This is a genomic window from bacterium (assembly GCA_026129405.1).
GTDB lineage: Bacteria > Desulfobacterota > Binatia > DP-6 > DP-6 > JAHCID01.
Genome location: JAHCID010000001.1, coordinates 312,480 through 328,149 on the forward strand (window position 1 = coordinate 312,480; position 15,670 = coordinate 328,149).

Here is a 15,670-nt window from a genome sequence, read left to right on the forward strand (position 1 = left end):
TCGGGCCGCCCCCGCCGTCGTGCGTCGGGGGTCAGAGGCAGGGCGTCGCGGTCTCGAGGTCTTCGACGCCCGTCGTCGTGCCGATCGCCTGGGCGACGAAGTCGTGCGACGGGGCCGGCGGGCCGCAGGTGCACTGGCCGCCCGGACCGCCGGGCGGCGGGATGTCGAACGCGGCCTCGTAGCCGATGGCGGCGGGCTGGTCGGCGCGCTCGCGCTTGCAGCACACGAGGAGGTCGTTGATCGGGCAGGGGACCGGCGTCCAGCCCGGGCACGCGATGCGGCCGCCGAAACCCTTCGGCGCGTTCACCCGCAGGATCGTGCCGACCGGGCCGTTCACGCGGCCCGACGCGGTCTGCGTGTCGACGCGGCCGGGGCCGCCGCCGCAGAGGCCGCAGGCCGTGGTCGTGCACACGGCCTGGTCGATCGTCACCGCGAGCGAGCAGTCCTGACCGCAGTCGGCGAAGACGGCGCAACGCGGATCGCACGGGTCGGTGTCGAGGCAGGTCGCGCACTGGCACTTCGTCGCCGCCGGCGCGTTCGGACGGCCGACCTCGTTGAAGCAGAGCGCGGTGCACGCGTAGGTCTCGTCGTTCGTCGCGGTGAAGCCGGGCGCGTGCGGACCGTGGGCGACGTGCAGCACCTCGTGCCAGAGCACGTTCAGCTGGTTGGCGACGCAGATCGGCGAGTTGAAGAAGGTGCGCGGATCGATGGTGACGCCGACCGACACCGGGAGCGCGCCGAAGAAGAGGCTGTCGCTGATGTCGATCTGCGCGCAGTTGTCGCCCGTGAGCTCGCCGCAGGTGATCGCGATGCCGTCGGTGCCGAGCTTCCAGATGAGGAAGTTGAGCGTCTGATCGAGGCCGAGGTCGCGGAAGCACTTCTTGCCCCGCTCCCATGCCTGCCTCCACTGCGCTTCGAGCTGCTGCTGCTGGGCGGCCGTGCAGTCGGCCGCGGCGGCGGCGACGCCCGCCCCGGCGTTCGTCTGGATCGTCGTCGTGTCGAACGCCTCCACCTTCTCGAGCCCGCTGCCGGTGTCCTCCTCGATGACGACGCCCAGCGCCGTGCCGGCGACCGTGTAGGTGACGCGGCGAACCGGCGTGCCGTCGTCCTCGGGATCGTCGGTGACGATCCCGACCGCCGCGTCGGGCGGCGTGCGCACGACGTGCCAGCGACGCTCGAAGACGCCGTCCTCGTTCTGGTCGGCCGCGCCCTGCGTCTCGTCGCCGGCATGCGCCCACTGGAGCACGACGACGCCGGCGTGACGCAGCGTCTCGCCGGTGATCTCGCCGTTCGAGCGCGTGCGGGCATACGTCCAGGTGACGCCGTCCGGCGTCAGCGCCGTGGCGTCGGCGCCGCCGGCGACCGCCGCCGCGGCCGCGCGCAGGGCCTCCCAGGTGGGGTCGCCCGAGAGCGGCGGGATGGTGGTGGTCGTGGTCGCGCCGGGCAGCGTCGTGCTCGTCGTGGTGGTCGTCTCGAGCGGAACGCAGGTGCAGTCGGGCGCGCAGGTGGTGCCGGCGCCGCAGCCGCCGAAGTCGCACGCCTCGGCGCCGTTCGGGTCGTGGCGGCCGTCGCCGCAGAACGAGCGCACCGCGGTGAACGGCGACGGCTTCTTCTGGCCCTTCGTCTTGACGGTGCCGGTGAGCGTCGAGCAGTCGGGCGAGGCGATGCGTGCCTTCAGGCGGACCTTGCGCGCCTCGCCGCAGCGGGCCCACGCGCCGGCGATCCTGGTCGCGCTTCGTCCCCCCTGCACCACGCCTCTGCGCGCCGCGCAGCCGCTGTCGATGGACAGCACCCTGCCGCGGACGGAGACCGCGTCCGGCGCGCCGCCGGGCCGCGAGCCGGTGACGAGCGAGCCGCCCTGGGTCACGAGGAAGCGACCGTCGGGACACGGCGGGTTCTTGCGGGCTGCCGCGGGGGCCGCAACGACGACGAGGGCGAGGAACACGGACGCGAGCACGGAACGGGTCAACGGAAACCTCCTGCGCAACCGTCGCGGCTACCATGGGGTATCAGGCCACACCACCCCGCATCCGCGCGGGCGCGGGCAGGATGCTCGCCGTCAGCCCGCGGCAGCGATCAGCTCGGCCGTCCCGAGCCGCAGCACGGCCCCGATGCGGGCGATCGAGAGATCGGCGGGAGGGTTCGCGCCGACGATCGCCGGGTCGTGCGCGTACTGCCCCTGACGCACGAAGACGGTGGTCAGGCGCGCTCCCCAGTGCGCCTTGGCGGCGGCCAGGATGTGGAGCTTGTCGTCGAACAGCACGTAGTGGCGCGCCGGCCAGCGCCGCGCCACGGCGTCGAGCTCGCGCTCCTTGTGCACGGCGACGAGCACCTGCCCGCCGACCGCGTGCAGCAGTCCGGAGCGCGCCACCTTGCGCGGCTGGAAGACGACGTCGCCGTCGGTGAGCAGCGCCGTGCGGCCGCGCCGGCGCAGATGACGGAGCACCGCGAGCGCGTGCGGATGCAGGCGGCGCTCGAACGGGTAGTCGAGCATCCAATCGGCGATCGCGAGCAGGCTCGGCGCATAGGGACGCTCGCGGCGCAGCCGCTGGAGCGCGCCGAGGTAGTCGGCGTAGCCGAGCTCCGCCCGCAGCGCCTCGACATGCTCCCAGAAGCGCCGCAACCCCGCCGCGCCTTCCGCACGCGTCACCCGGGCGCACATGTCGGCGAGAAGCCGGTCGTTGTCGAGGAGGGTGTTGTCCACGTCCACGAGGAAGACGACGGGCGCACGGGGCATCGGCGGGCGCACGCTTCGCACCGGGCCGGGAGCGGGTCAAGCCGCCGCCGGCGGCGCCGCTCCGCCTCGCACTTGCCCACCCGGGGTCCGGTCCGTATGAACGCGCATGCGCCTTCGCCAGCGGCTCGCCCTCGGCGTCGTCTCGCTCCTCGTCGTGCTCGGCGCGACGTCCTGCTCGACGGGCGGCGCGGCGCCGCAGCCGGCGATGCCGCCTCCGCCGCCGCCGATCCGCATCGGCACGCTGGAGGACTCGCCGCCGTACGCGTTCCGCCGCGACGGCGAGCTCGTCGGTCTCGAGATCGACTTCGCGCAGCGCCTGTTCCAGGCGACCGGCCGTCCCATCACGTTCGTACCGATCGCCTGGGACGACCTCCTGAACGCGCTCGAGGCCGGCAAGATCGACGTGGCGATGGCGGGCATCACCATCACGCCCGAGCGTCAGGTGCGCTTCGCGTTCAGCGATCCCTACTTCCGCGCCGCGACCGCGGCGCTGATCCGCCGCACCGACCGGCAGAAGTTCCGCGACCGCGCCGCCGTCTGCACGAGCCCGATCGACGTCGGCGTGCTCATGGGCTCGGTGCCGGAGATGGAGCTGCGCGACCGCTGCCCGGCGGTGATCCCGCGCCTCTATCCCAAAGCCGCCAACGCCGTGCTCGAGCTGCGGCAGCGCCGCGTCGACGCCGTCGTCCACGACGCCCCCGTGCTGCGCTGGCTGTCGTCGAGCTCGTCGGCCGAGCTGGAGGTCGTCGAGACCCAGCTCGGCGTGCAGTCGCTCGCGTGGGCCTTCCGGCCTGGCGAGGTCGAGCTGCGCAACGCCGCGAACGCCGCCCTGGCGCGCATGCGCGACGACGGCACGCTGGCCCGCATCCTGGTGCGCTGGATTCCGGAGCAGGACCGCTCCCGCGGCACCCGGTAGGGCTCAGCGCGCCGGCAGGGGGATGCGCTCGGTCTCGCCCGGCACGGCGGGGAAGCGTCCCGCCTCCCAGTCGGCAGCCGCGGCGTCGAGGCGCTCGCGCGAGCTCGACACGAAGTTCCACCACACGTGGCGCGGACCGTCCATCGGCGCGCCGCCGAGGCAGAGCACGCGCGCGGCCGTGTCGGCAGGCGCGGCGATCACGATCGTGTCGCCCGGCCGGAAGACCAGCATGCGCCCGGCGGGCGCGTCGTCGCCGGCGATGACGACGCGGCCCTCGGCGACGTACAGCGCGCGCTCCGCGTGCTCGGACGGCAGGGCGAAGCGCCCGCCCGGGCGGAGCTGGACGTCGACGTAGAGCGTCTCCCATCGCACCGGTACCGGCGAGCGCGCCCCGGCGAAGGTGCCGGCGATCACGCGCACCCTCGCGCCGGCGTCGTCGAGGACCGGCAACGCTTCGGCCGCATGGTGGCTGAAGGCCGGAGCCGTCTCCTCGTGCTCGCGCGGCAGCGCCACCCAGGCCTGGATGCCCGAGAGCGCCGGCCCCGCGGCCCGCGCTGCGGGCGGCGTGCGCTCGGAGTGCACGATGCCGCGGCCGGCGGTCATCCAGTTCACCGCGCCGGGCCGGATCGGCTGCACCGTGCCGAGGCTGTCGCGGTGCAGTATCTCGCCCTCGAAGAGGTACGTGACCGTGGCGAGCCCGATGTGCGGGTGCGGGCGCACGTCGATGCCCCGCCCCGGCGCGAAGCGCGCCGGCCCCATCTGGTCCCAGAAGATGAACGGGCCGACCATGTGGCGCTGCGGTGCGGGCAGCGCACGCCGTACCGAGAAACCGCCGAGGTCGCGCTCGCGCGGCGCGAGGACCAGCTCGAGGGCGGGGCAGCCGCGCGGCTCGACGTCGGGCGGCTCTGCAGGTTGCCAGCTCATGTCTTCGTGTTTCGTGTCGCGGGACGCGAGGCAAGCCGCCGTTGATCCGCGCGCCACGATGACCGAGGCTCGCGCCATGAGCACCGACGATCTGCCCGAGCACGTGCGCCGCAACCGCGAGGCCTGGGACGAGTGGGCCGCGCAGTACGTCCAGCCCGGCGAGCACAACTGGGCGACGAACGAGCCGACGTGGGGCATCTGGGGCGTGCCCGAAGCCGACCTCCGCATGCTCGACGACGTCGCCGGCCGCGACGTGATCGAGCTCGGCTGCGGCACCGCCTACGTGTCCGCGTGGCTGGCGCGGCGCGGGGCGCGACCGGTCGGCATCGACAACTCCACCGCCCAGCTCGCGGCGGCGCGCCGGCTCCAGGCGGAGCACGGACTCGACTTTCCGCTGCTGCACGGCAACGCCGAGGCGGTGCCCTACCCCGACGCCAGCTTCGACCTCGCGATCTCCGAGTACGGTGCCTGCCTGTGGGCCGACCCCTACCGCTGGGTCCCGGAGGCGGCGCGGCTCCTGCGCCCGGGCGGCCGGCTCGTCTTCCTGACCAACGGCATCCTGCTCACGCTCTGCCTGCCCGACGCGGCCGACGGCACGGTCGACACGCAGCTGCTGCGGCCGGGCTTCGGCATGCACCGCGTGCAGTGGACGGGCGATCCGGGCGTCGAGTTCCACCTGCTCCACGGCGACTGGGTCCGGCTGCTGCGCGGGAGCGGCTTCGTCGTCGACGATCTCATCGAGGTGCGGCCGCCCGCGACGGCGACGACGCGCTACGCCTTCGCCGACCTCGACTGGGCGCGGCGCTGGCCGAGCGAAGAGGTGTGGAAGGCCACCAAGCGCGGCTGACGAAGCGCGCCCGGTCCGGAGCGCGGCCTCCCGGGACGAGGGCGGCGGCGACGCCGCACCCGTCCCGGAGGCTTGCTCAGGGGTGCGTGCACTGGAGCCGGATGTCCTTGTCGGTCTTGCCGCGGCCGGCGCAGAAGCAGCCGTCGAGCACCGCCCACCGTCCGAAGGTCATCTGCGCGTTCGGGGCTACGACCGCGGCTTCGAGGATCGCCCCTGGCTGAGCCGCACCTTGCGGCCGCCGACGTTCAGCCGCAGCGGTCCGCCTGTGGTCGCGAAAGACGCGGGCGCCGCTCCTCGGCGCGCGCTTTGATGTCGCTCGGCGAGGTGATCGTGAAGCCGTCGGTGAAGAACCAGATCGCCGCCTGCACGGCCGCCGCCTCCTTCGCGACCGCCAGGACCGGCGCCGCGTTCGGATAGGCGTTGCTGACCATCAGGCGACCTCGCAGGGGTAGTCGAAGGGGACCTGCGGCACGATGTCGCCCGTGCCGATCGGGTTGTGGATGTCGACGCAGTACGCCGGGTTGTCGGGCCCGCCGAAGGGAGGGCCGATCTCGATGAGAAACGTGCCGGCGAAGCCGACGTTCTCGACCGTCATACCGACCGATGGTGCCGCTGATCGCCGTGCCCTGGCTGAGGCCGACCATCTTGGCGTCGGCCCCGAGCGCCGCCCCGGCCGAGAGCAGTCCGCCCAGCACCAGCAATGACAGCGCCCTCGCACACATCCGCCCGCGGAGCATGGAGCCCCCAATGCCGTATGCCACGAGTTAGGGATATCACTAGTTAGCAAGAGCTAACTTGCTTTTTCCGCCCTCCTGTCAAGCGGTTTCTGCATGAACGCACCGCCGGCGCCCCGCAGGCCCCGGGAACCCGGCGCGCTCCGCCCGCCGGCGCTCCGGCTCGGGATGCCAGCGCCACGCCCGCACCCGCCGCGCCGACCCTTGCACCGTGCCGCTCCGGCGTGGAAAGCGCGGGGGGCCATGGCTTCGAAGACCATCTGCGATACCGCCGCCACCGCCGTCGCCGACGTTCCCGACGGCGCCACTCTGCTGGTCCACAGCTTCGGCCCGCCGCAGGCATGGCCCACCGACTGCCTGCTGGCCCTCGCCGAGCGCGGCGTGAAGGACCTGACGGTCGTCTGCAACACCCCGGCCGGGGGCCCGACGTCGCTCAACGTCCTCGCGGACAAGAAGCAGGTCCGCAAGCTGATCTGCAGCTTCGTCGCCAATCCGAGCTTCACGACCCCCATCGGCGACCAGGTGCAGGCGGGCGAGATCGAGCTCGAGATGGTGCCCCAGGGCACGCTCATCGAGCGCGTCCGCGCCGGCGGCGCCGGGCTCGCCGGCTTCTTCACGCCCACCGGCGTCGGCACGAAGGCGGCCGAGGGCAAGGAGGTGCGCGAGTTCGACGGCCGCCCGCACGTCTTCGAGCGCGCCATCCGCGGCGACTACGCGCTGCTCCAGGCACACCAGGCCGACCACGCCGGCAACCTCGTCTACCGCCGCGGCATGCGGAACTTCGGCCCCGCCTTCGCCATGGCGGCGCGCACGACCATCGCCGAGGTGAAGGAGATCGTGCCGACGGGGGCCCTCGACCCCGAGGCCGTGGTCACGCCCGGCATCTTCGTCGACCGCATCGTGCAGACGACGCAGGCGTTCGACCCGGCCGTCCTGCGCCAGATCCTCATGATGGTCGGCCGCACCACGGACGCCGGCGGCCGCGCCATCCGCGAGGGCGGCCCGAGCGGCCTACCGCCGGACCTCGTCGCCATGAAGGTCGCCGCGCTCCTGCGCGACGGCGAGTACGTGAACCTCGGCATCGGCCTGCCGACGATGGTCTCGAACTTCATCGAGGGCCGCGGCGTCACCCTGCACGCCGAGAACGGCATGCTCGGCTACGGCCCCTTCCCGCCCGAGGGCGAGGAGGACATCGACCTCTACAACGCCAGCGGCCAGCTGGTGTCGGCGCTCGAGGGGTCGGCGTACTTCGACTCGACGGTCTCGTTCGCGATGGCGCGCACCGGCCGCGTCTCCACCGTCGTCCTCGGCGCCTTCCAGGTGGCGCAGAACGGCGACCTCGCGAACTGGAGCATCCCCGGCCAGGTCGGCGGCGGCATCGGCGGCGCGATGGACCTGGCCGCCGGCGGCGCGCGCGTCATCGCCGTCTGCTGGCAGCTCGAGCGCGGCGGCCGCTCGAAGCTGGTCGAGAAGCTGACCTACCCGCCGACCGCGCTCGGTTGCGTCACCAGCGTGGTCACCGACCTCGCCTGGATCGACGTCGACCAGGACGGCTTCCTCCTGCGCGAGCTGGCCCCCGGCCTGACGGTCGACGACATCCGCGCCGCGACGGGCGCACCGCTGCGGGTCGCGTCGGACGTCGGCGAGATGACGTTCGGCTGAGCGCCCCTACGCGTCGTCGAGCGGATTGGTGCGGGACGCCTGCTGCCCGAGCTGCTCCGCGAGCCCGATGAGGATTCCTTCCGGCCCGCGGACGTAGCAGAGCCGGTAGGAGTCCTCGTACTGAACGACCCTACCCACGACCTCGGCGCCGCGCTTCCCGAGCCGCGCGAGCGTCTCGTCGAGGTCGTCGACGGCGAACATGACGCGGAGATACCCGAGTGAGTTCACCGGCGCGCGGCGATGATCCGCGATCACCGCCGGCGCGAGAAACCGCGACAGCTCGAGCCGGCCGTGACCGTCCGGCGTACGCATCATGGCGATCTCGACGCGCATGTCGCGCAACCCGGTGACGCCGTCGGCCCATTCCCCCTGGATCGGGGCCTTCCCCTCGAGCTCGAGACCCAGCTCGGTGAAGAACGCGACGGCGGCGTCGAGGTCTTCGACGACGATGCCGACGTTGTCGAGACGTTTGACGGTCATGGTGGCTCCTTTGGCGGCGAAGACCAGTGCGACTGTCGTCATGTGTCAGAGCGAGAACGGCACCACGTGACGACGTGCCGAGTCACCGGCGCGCTCGGCGACGCGCCACGGCCTTACCGACCTTCGCGCGCGCCGGCTGCATCCGCTTCTTCGCGCTCGGGCCTCGGCTCTCTAGCCACCTTGAAGTAATCATTCCACGCTCTCACGGAGTGGCCTTGGTGCTTCGCGACGATGCCTGCGAGTCGAGATAGCTCATGGCGGGAGCGACCGCGACTTGCCGCCAGCCGAATCGGTCGAAGCCAGAACTCGGCGATTCCCCCGCGGCCTTCGACATGCACATGGGCCGGTTCGGGCCGGTCGCTCCTCGCCCACCGCGGCGCTACGCCGGGGCCGGCGGCGTGGGCAGCAGCGCCCAGACGATGTGCGCATAGTCGGGCCGCCGCCCGTCCCACTGCGAGGACCCCGTCATCGCATCGATCGCGACGCCGGCATTCCCCGTCCGCAGCGCGGCGACGGCCTCCGCGCCGCCGCCGTCCCGCTGGTCGCACGCCGGCACCGGCGTGCCGTCCCGCCGCAGGAACTGCAGCGTCCCCGCCTCGCCCGCCACGACCCGCATCCCGTACTCGTGCACGAAGGTGTGCGGCGTCGAAGTCGCCGATCAGGACGAGGAGGCGATGGGTGGCGGCGTCGAGGTGGGCGGCGATCTCGTCGCCGAGGCGCTCCTTGTCGGCGTAGGTCATGCACGAGGCATAGCATGGGGTTCCGGACGCCGTCCGATGGCGCGAGCGGGACGCGGGCGCCGAATGGGTTCGCGCCAGCGGCGCTGCGCGAGCGCGCGCGCAAGCGTCGTGCTGCGTGCGCGGGAAGAGGCGTCTGGTGTGAGGACGGGCGAAGAAGCAGGCGCCCCGCGAAAAGCTGTCTACCCCTTCGTGCGGAACAGGCTCGGCCGCCGGCGCGGCGGGCGGCCGAGCACGCGGCACGCCGCGCGCGCCGCGGGGCCATCGACCTCGGGCGTCCGCACGAGGGGAGCCGACGCCGTAGTCCCGAGCCTTCCGACGCGGCCCTCTAGCTCAGGTGACCCATGCGGCCGCTCTGGTAGTCGAGCATCGCCTGCTTGATCTCGCCGGCGTAGTTCATGACGAAAGGCCCCTGCCCGACGAGGGGCTCACGGATCGGCTCGCCGGCGAGCAGCAGCGCGGTCGCGCCCTCGGCCGCGGCGAGCCGGAGACCCTCGCCGGCGCGGTCGTAGACGCCGACCTCGGCCGCGCCGAGGGTCGTGCCGTCGTCGATACGCACCGTGCCGCGCAGCACGACGAGCAGGGTCGTGTGACCGTCGGGCACCGGCAGGTCGATCGGGCCGGCGCCGTCGAGGCGCAGGTCCCACACGTCGATCGGCGTGAAGGTGCGCGCCGGCCCGGTCGCGTCGCCGAGGCGGCCCGCGATGACGCGCGCGTGGCCGCCGGGGAACGCCACCGTCGGGATGCGGTCGCTGGTGATGCCCTGGTACCCCGGCGGCGCCTTCTTGTCCTTCTGCGGCAGGTTCACCCAGAGCTGCACCATCTCGAACGCGCCCCCGGTCTGCGCGAAGCGCCGGCCGTGGAACTCCTCGTGCACGAGGCCCGAGGCCGCGGTCATCCACTGCACGTCGCCCGGCCCGATGCGGCCGCCGCCGCCCGACGAGTCGCGGTGCTCGACCTCCCCAGCGTAGACGATGGTCACCGTCTCGAAGCCGCGGTGCGGGTGCTCGCCGACGCCGCGACGCGCGGTGGTCGGCGCGAACTCGGCGGGCCCGGCGTAATCGAGGAGCAGGAACGGGCTGATCGTCGCCGCCTGGCCCGGGTAGGCGAGCAGCGTGCGGACCGGGAAGCCGTCGCCGACCCAGTGGCGGTCGATCGTGCGCAGGACGTCGTGGAGCCGCTTCCGCATGGCTCCGTGCTAACGCCGCGGGCGGGCCGGGGGAAGCCGGGACGCCCCCTACCGCCGCGCCCGCCCCGCTGGCAGCATGCCGCGCACGATGGAGCGACGCCGAGCGCCGGTGCCGCCGCGGCGCACGCGCGACGTGCCGCCCCGGTTCTACCGTCTGGTATGGCGCCTCGTGCGCCGCATCCCGCGCGGCAAGGTGGCGACGTACGGCCAGATCGCCGCCATCCTCGGTCAGCCGCGCGGCGCCCGCGCCGTCGGCATGGCGCTGGGAGCGCTGCGGCCCGGCATGGCCGACGACGTGCCCTGGCAGCGGGTCATCAACGCCGCCGGCCGGTGCAGCCACCGCGACGGCTTCATGGCCGGCGTGCAGCAGGACCTGCTGGAGCGCGAGGGCGTCGTCTTCGACGCGCGCGGTCACGTCGACCTGAAACGCGTGCGCTGGGCGGGGCCGAAGCGAGAGTGGGTGACGAAGCTGCGCCGCGAGCTGTGAGCGCTACCAGCGCACCGGGCCCGGCCCGCTGCCCGACACCCGCCCATGCGAGGTTTCGAGCGTCACCGGTCCGCGCGCTTCCATCCGCCCGCGGCCGGTCGCCGCGACGCGGAACGTGCGGCTCGCGAAGCGCCCGCCCCGCCCGACGGCGAGCGTGCCACGCGCCGTCGGCTCGACGCCGAGGAGACGCAGGTAGCCGAGCAGCGGCTGCGCGTGGCTGTGGAGGTTGTTCACCGGGAACGCCTGCATCGACAGCGCCGGCGTGCCCCAGGTGCGGCCCGGCCGGCGCGACTCGGGCGCGTTCCAGCTGTCGGGGCCGGAGAGCGTGCCTTCCCACACGTCGGGGTAGGCGGCCGTGTGGCTGGCGAGCGACTGTCGCCGCCACTCGTCCCAGCCGAGCGCGGGGTCGACGCGCGCCGCGGCCCACACCAGCGTCATCGAGATCGCGTACCAGATGCCGCCCGACGTCGCCTCGCCGAAGGTGCCGTTCGCGAGCTGCTCCGGCGACGGGGGCCAGCGCACGCGCGCGCCCAGCGGCGAGCGGACGCGGTTGCCGGCGTCGATGGTGGCGAGGAGCGCGCGCGCCTGATCCGCGTCGGCGGCGCCGCAGAGGATCGCCCACGGCTGCACCTCGAGCCAGCAGTCGTCCTCGCCGACCGGCGGCACGCCCGGCGCGTAGGCGCGGTGGAACCAACGGCCGTTCCACGCCTGGCGCACGAGGTCGCGCAGCGCGTCCGCCTGCGCGCGCGCCTCGGCGGCGAGCGCCGCCTCGCCGAGCCGCTCGGCGAGCGCGGCGAACACCGGCAGCACCCAGGCCGCCATCGCCGAGTTCAGCACCGAGCCGCCGTGCTCGATCATCACCGCGGGATCGACGCCCGACTCGGCGATGGCGACGTCGTTCCAGTCGGCGTTGAGGATGCGTACGTGGCCGCGCTCGCCGCGGCCGACGCCGTCGACGAAGAAGCGGAACTGCCGGCGCAGGTGCTCGCGCAGCGGCACGGCGGGCGTGCTGCGCGCGGGATGATACGCGAGCGGGGCGTCGAACGCGGCCAGATCGCCGGTCGCGGCGGCGTACTCGGCGGCGAGCCAGAGCGCCCACAGGTTCTGGTCGGAGGGACGGAAGATGATGTTCGTCGGCCGTTTCGCGCCGTCGAGCGCATAGGGCAGGTCGCCGTCGGGCGTCGCCCAGGCAGAGGTGTTGCGCAGGACGGAGAGCGCGAGGTCGGGCTCGAGGTAGCAGAGCGGCAGCGCGTGCTGGAGGGGGTCGCGCGCGGCGCCGTTGAAGCCGAGCAGGAACGAGTACGCCGACGCCTGGTCGAGCGTATGGCCGCCGATCACGCGATCGACGCCGAGTCCGCCGGTGAGGAGCGCCGCGTGCCACGGCACCTCGCGTCGCGCCTCCGGCGCCCGGCGCGCACGCGCCGCGGGCAGCCGGCGCGCGAGCGCGCGCAGCGAGGTCGCGAAGAGGCGACGCGGCGGGCCCATCGGCGCCGCGTCGGCGTGGCCGAAGCGGAACCACAGCTCGCGGGCGTCGCCCGGGCCGAGCGCCAGCGGCGTTTCGATCTCGAGCGTCGGATGCGGCGTGTCGGGGACGAGGCGCGACGTCCCGGCCGTAGCGCCGAGACGCTCCAGCACGAGCGTCGCCGGCGGCCCGATCAGGAACGCGGCGGCGGCGCCGGCAGGTCCGGGCGTGCCCGGCGTCGCGAAGCGCTCCCTTGCGACGAGTCCCGCGGCCGTCGGCGCGACCTCGTAGGAGACGGCGAGCCCGGCGCGCGTGCGCCGCTGCGCCTCCGACTCGAGCAGGTTCAGGAAGCGCGGGCGCAGCGCCCAGCGCTCGACGTGGCGCAGCGTGCGCGGGCCGCGAGCGCCGCGGGCGAGCGTCAGACGGACGCGCACGAGCAGCCACGGCACGTCGCCGTCGGGCAGCAGCACCGTGCGCTCGAGCGCAAGGCCGTCGCGGGCGTCCTCGACCATGAACCACGTAGGCCCGAACGTGCGCCGCGACGGCGACGCGCCGGCCCGATCCGCGAACGCGCTGCCCCAGCGCACGCCGGCGTCGTCGAGCACCGAGACGCCGGTCCCGGTCGGATCGGGCGCGGTGAGCCAGCGCAGGCCGTGACGCTCGTCGAAGACGGCGACGCCGCCGTCGTTCGCGACCTGCATCGAGAGCGCGCGGTTCCCGAGCATCACCCAGTGCCGCCGGGTGCGCGGCGCCGCGATCGGATCCCACTCCGCCTCGGGGACCGCCTCCTGATCCGCGAGGTAGACGAACGCGGGCAGCCCGCCGCGAACCACCCAGCGCCCCCAGCGACCGTCGGAACCGCCGCCGGAGGCCGCCGCGGCGGGCCAGGCACGAGTCGCGACCACGGCGCTGCTCACGGTCGCCAGCCGCAGGAAGGTCCGGCGCCTCACCGCCACACCGTCCACCGGCGGGGGACGGCGCCCCGGGCTCGGCTGGGGACGCGAGCACCGGGGCGCCCGTGAGGGACTCTGGACATCTCCTTCGCTAGCATCGCCGTCGCGGAGGGGAAGCCCTTTTGTCGCGGAGCGGGCGCGGGGCGCATGGCCGCCCCGTAGCACGAACCCACCCGCACGGGGGACGAAATCCGCCTCAGGCCGGCGCGAACTCCACCGGCAGGCTGGCGATGCCGCGCACCAGCGTCGACGCCTCCCGGGCGGGCGACGACCCGGGTGCGACACGCATGTCGGCGAGGCGCTCGAGCAGCGCCGGGAGCATCACCCGCAGCTCCATGCGCGCCAGGTTGGCGCCGAGGCAGAAGTGGGTACCGATGCCGAAGGCCACGTGCGGGTTCGGGTCGCGGGCGATGTCGAAGGTGTCGGGGTCGGCGAAGACGCCGGCGTCGCGGTTGGCGCTCTGGTAGAGCATCAGCACCCGCTCGCCCGCGCGGATCGCCTGGCCGCGGATCTCGGTGTCGCGCGTCGCCGTGCGGCGGAAGCAGACGATGGGCGATACCCAGCGCAGGATCTCCTCGACCGCGCCGTCGATCAGCTCGGGGTGGCGGCGCAGGCGCTCGCGCTCGGCGGGGTGCTCCATCAGCGCCAGCATGCCGCCGGAGATGGCGTTGCGCGTGGTCTCGTTGCCGGCGACGAGGAGCAGGGTCATGAACATGACGATCTCGTCGTTCTCCATCGCCTCCTCGTCCTCGGCGAGCATGCCGTCCTGCTGCGCGGCGACGAGGATGGAGACGAGGTCGTCCTTTGGGCACACGCGGCGGTTCTCGAAGACCTCCTTCAGGTAGGTGCCGTACTCCACGTAGGCGCAGGTCGAGTCCGCCATCTTCACCGGGTCGTCGTAGTTGCCGGCGACGGCGATGAGGCGGTTCGACCAGTCGTGGAAGCGCGCGAAGTCCTCGCGGCGGATGCCGAGCATCTCGGCGATGATGTAGAGCGGCAGCGGCACGGCGAGGTCGCGCACGAGGTCGCAGCGGCCCTGCGGCAGGACGGCGTCGATCAGCTCCGCGGCCAGCGTGCGCACGCGCGGCTCGAGCATCGCCACCATGCGCGGCGTGAAGCCGCGGTTGACGAGCTTGCGCAGACGGTTGTGGCGCGGGTCGTCCATGCAGACGATGGACACGGGCGTGTCGGTCTCGGGCAGCACGCCCTGCGCGGCGGAGAACACCTCGGCGTTCTTCGAGGTCGAGACCACGTCCTCCCACCTGGAGAGCACCCAGAGGTCGCTCGCCGCGTCCCGGTAGACGGGGGCGTTGGCGCGCAGCCAGGCGTAGGTGGGGTACGGATCGCCGGCGTAGAAGGTGGCGTCGGTGAGGTTCGGCGTCATCGGCTCAGGCGCCGGCGTCGGAGAGCTGCTGGAGCCGCTCGACGCACTCGAGGTACTCCTGCACGAGGCCGTAGACGACGTCCTTCACCGGCCGCACCGTGTTCATGGTGCCGACGATCTGGCCCACCGGGTTGAACATCACGGCCTTGGCCTTGTCGGCGTAGCGGTGCGTGCGGGCGACGGCGTCGGCCGTCACCATGAACTGGAGCGGCATGCCGAGCGGCTTCGGGTTGTCCGGCGCCTCCCAGGCCTCGGTCCAGTCGTTCTTCAGCATGCGGCAGGGCTTGCCGGTGAAGGAGCGCGAGCGGACCGTGTCCCGGCTGGTCGCGGCGAGGTAGGCGTCGCGCTGCGCCGGCGGCGCCTCGGCCTCGGCGACGGTGAGCCAGATCGAGCCGGTCCACACGCCCTGCGCGCCCATCGCCAGCGCCGCCGCGATCTGCTTGCCGGTGCCGACGCCGCCCGCTGCCAGCACGGGCGTCGGCGCGACCGCCTCGATCACCTCGGGCCACAGCACCATGCTGCCGATCTCGCCCGTGTGGCCGCCGCCCTCGGTGCCCTGCGCGATGACGATGTCGACGCCCGCGTCGCGATGCGAGCGCGCCTGCTTGGCGGCGCCGCACAGCGCGGCCACGAGCCGGCCCGACTCGTGCACGCGCTCGATGACGTCGGCGGGCGGCGTGCCGAGGGCGTTGGCGATGAGGCGCACCTTCGGGTGCCGCAGCGCGACCTCGAGCTGCGGGTTGGCCGTGGCCGCGGTCCAGCCGAGCAGCTCGCCGATCGGCTTCTCGTCCGGCGGCAGCTTCGGCACGCCGTGCTCCTCGAGGACGCGGTCGGCGAACTTGCGGTGCTCCTCGGGGATCATCGCGACCAGCATCGCCTCGAGCTTGGCCGGATCGACCTCGCCCATGCCCTCGTACTTGCCGGGGATGACGACGTCGACGCCGTACGGCTTGTCGCCGACGTGCTCGTCGATCCACTTGCACTCGACCTCGAGCTGCTCCGGCGTGAAGCCGACCGCGCCGAGCACGCCGAAGCCGCCGGCGCGGCTCACCGCCGCGACCACGTCGCGGCAATGGCTGAAGGCGAAGATGGGGAACTCGATGCCGAGCTTCGAGCAGAGCGGGGTACGCACGTGGGTCTCCTTCCCGAGGGCGGCCG

15 protein-coding genes are annotated in these 15,670 nt (G+C 73.6%); 4 read left to right on the top strand and 11 right to left on the bottom strand.

Annotated features, from left to right (window positions below; all coding sequences use genetic code 11):
* Positions 1-31: 31 nt before the first annotated feature.
* Together KIT14_01435 and KIT14_01440 are read right to left on the bottom strand one after the other, a co-directional pair.
* The gene (locus tag KIT14_01435) at positions 32-1,957 is read right to left on the bottom strand and encodes a hypothetical protein (protein ID MCW5889193.1); all 1,926 of its coding nucleotides are present in this window, start codon (positions 1,955-1,957) and stop codon (positions 32-34) included.
* Between the two features lie 102 nt (positions 1,958-2,059).
* Positions 2,060-2,737, bottom strand: a complete 678-nt coding sequence (locus KIT14_01440; GenBank protein ID MCW5889194.1) for an HAD family hydrolase — start codon at positions 2,735-2,737, stop codon at positions 2,060-2,062.
* Between the two features lie 106 nt (positions 2,738-2,843).
* Here KIT14_01440 and KIT14_01445 point away from each other — a divergent pair, with 106 nt between their 5' ends.
* Positions 2,844-3,653 carry an amino acid ABC transporter substrate-binding protein gene (locus tag KIT14_01445; GenBank protein ID MCW5889195.1) on the top strand — a complete coding sequence of 270 codons (810 nt, stop codon included), beginning with the start codon at positions 2,844-2,846 and terminating at the stop codon, positions 3,651-3,653.
* A 3-nt stretch (positions 3,654-3,656) separates the two neighbouring features.
* On the opposite strand, the gene KIT14_01450 is transcribed toward KIT14_01445, so the two are convergent.
* The gene (locus KIT14_01450) at positions 3,657-4,577 is read right to left on the bottom strand and encodes a pirin family protein (protein MCW5889196.1); all 921 of its coding nucleotides are present in this window, start codon (positions 4,575-4,577) and stop codon (positions 3,657-3,659) included.
* 76 nt (positions 4,578-4,653) lie between these two features.
* Here KIT14_01450 and KIT14_01455 point away from each other — a divergent pair, with 76 nt between their 5' ends.
* Positions 4,654-5,424 (top strand): methyltransferase domain-containing protein, encoded by a 771-nt coding sequence (locus KIT14_01455; GenBank protein MCW5889197.1) that lies wholly within the window; start codon positions 4,654-4,656, stop codon positions 5,422-5,424.
* A gap of 245 nt (positions 5,425-5,669) precedes the next feature.
* On the opposite strand, the gene KIT14_01460 is transcribed toward KIT14_01455, so the two are convergent.
* Together KIT14_01460 and KIT14_01465 are read right to left on the bottom strand one after the other, a co-directional pair.
* Entirely contained in the window at positions 5,670-5,855 is a 186-nt protein-coding gene (locus KIT14_01460; protein MCW5889198.1) for a Cys-Gln thioester bond-forming surface protein, read from the bottom strand.
* Complete coding sequence (locus KIT14_01465; GenBank protein MCW5889199.1) at positions 5,855-6,019, bottom strand: hypothetical protein; 165 nt, start codon at positions 6,017-6,019, stop codon at positions 5,855-5,857. The genes KIT14_01460 and KIT14_01465 overlap by 1 nt, the downstream gene beginning before the upstream one ends.
* Positions 6,020-6,401: 382 nt before the next feature.
* On the opposite strand from KIT14_01465, the gene KIT14_01470 reads away from it, so the two are divergent.
* The gene (locus KIT14_01470) at positions 6,402-7,820 is read left to right on the top strand and encodes a 3-oxoacid CoA-transferase subunit A (GenBank protein ID MCW5889200.1); all 1,419 of its coding nucleotides are present in this window, start codon (positions 6,402-6,404) and stop codon (positions 7,818-7,820) included.
* Positions 7,821-7,826: 6 nt separating this feature from the next.
* Here KIT14_01470 and KIT14_01475 read toward each other — a convergent pair whose 3' ends face one another.
* From KIT14_01475 to KIT14_01485, 3 genes are all read right to left on the bottom strand, one after another.
* Positions 7,827-8,300, bottom strand: a complete 474-nt coding sequence (locus tag KIT14_01475) for a VOC family protein (GenBank protein MCW5889201.1) — start codon at positions 8,298-8,300, stop codon at positions 7,827-7,829.
* A gap of 113 nt (positions 8,301-8,413) precedes the next feature.
* Positions 8,414-9,040, bottom strand: coding sequence for a DUF4160 domain-containing protein (locus KIT14_01480; protein ID MCW5889202.1), 627 nt, complete (start codon positions 9,038-9,040; stop codon positions 8,414-8,416).
* Between the two features lie 325 nt (positions 9,041-9,365).
* Positions 9,366-10,226 carry a pirin family protein gene (locus KIT14_01485; protein ID MCW5889203.1) on the bottom strand — a complete coding sequence of 287 codons (861 nt, stop codon included), beginning with the start codon at positions 10,224-10,226 and terminating at the stop codon, positions 9,366-9,368.
* Between the two features lie 88 nt (positions 10,227-10,314).
* Here KIT14_01485 and KIT14_01490 point away from each other — a divergent pair, with 88 nt between their 5' ends.
* Entirely contained in the window at positions 10,315-10,713 is a 399-nt protein-coding gene (locus tag KIT14_01490) for an MGMT family protein (protein MCW5889204.1), read from the top strand.
* A 3-nt stretch (positions 10,714-10,716) separates the two neighbouring features.
* Here KIT14_01490 and KIT14_01495 read toward each other — a convergent pair whose 3' ends face one another.
* From KIT14_01495 to KIT14_01505, 3 genes are all read right to left on the bottom strand, one after another.
* Positions 10,717-13,125, bottom strand: coding sequence for a hypothetical protein (locus tag KIT14_01495; protein MCW5889205.1), 2,409 nt, complete (start codon positions 13,123-13,125; stop codon positions 10,717-10,719).
* 199 nt (positions 13,126-13,324) lie between these two features.
* Positions 13,325-14,512, bottom strand: a complete 1,188-nt coding sequence (locus tag KIT14_01500) for a cytochrome P450 (GenBank protein MCW5889206.1) — start codon at positions 14,510-14,512, stop codon at positions 13,325-13,327.
* A gap of 4 nt (positions 14,513-14,516) precedes the next feature.
* Positions 14,517-15,644: a nitronate monooxygenase gene (locus tag KIT14_01505; GenBank protein ID MCW5889207.1), complete on the bottom strand. Its 1,128-nt coding sequence runs from the start codon at positions 15,642-15,644 to the stop codon at positions 14,517-14,519.
* Positions 15,645-15,670 lie beyond the last annotated feature (26 nt).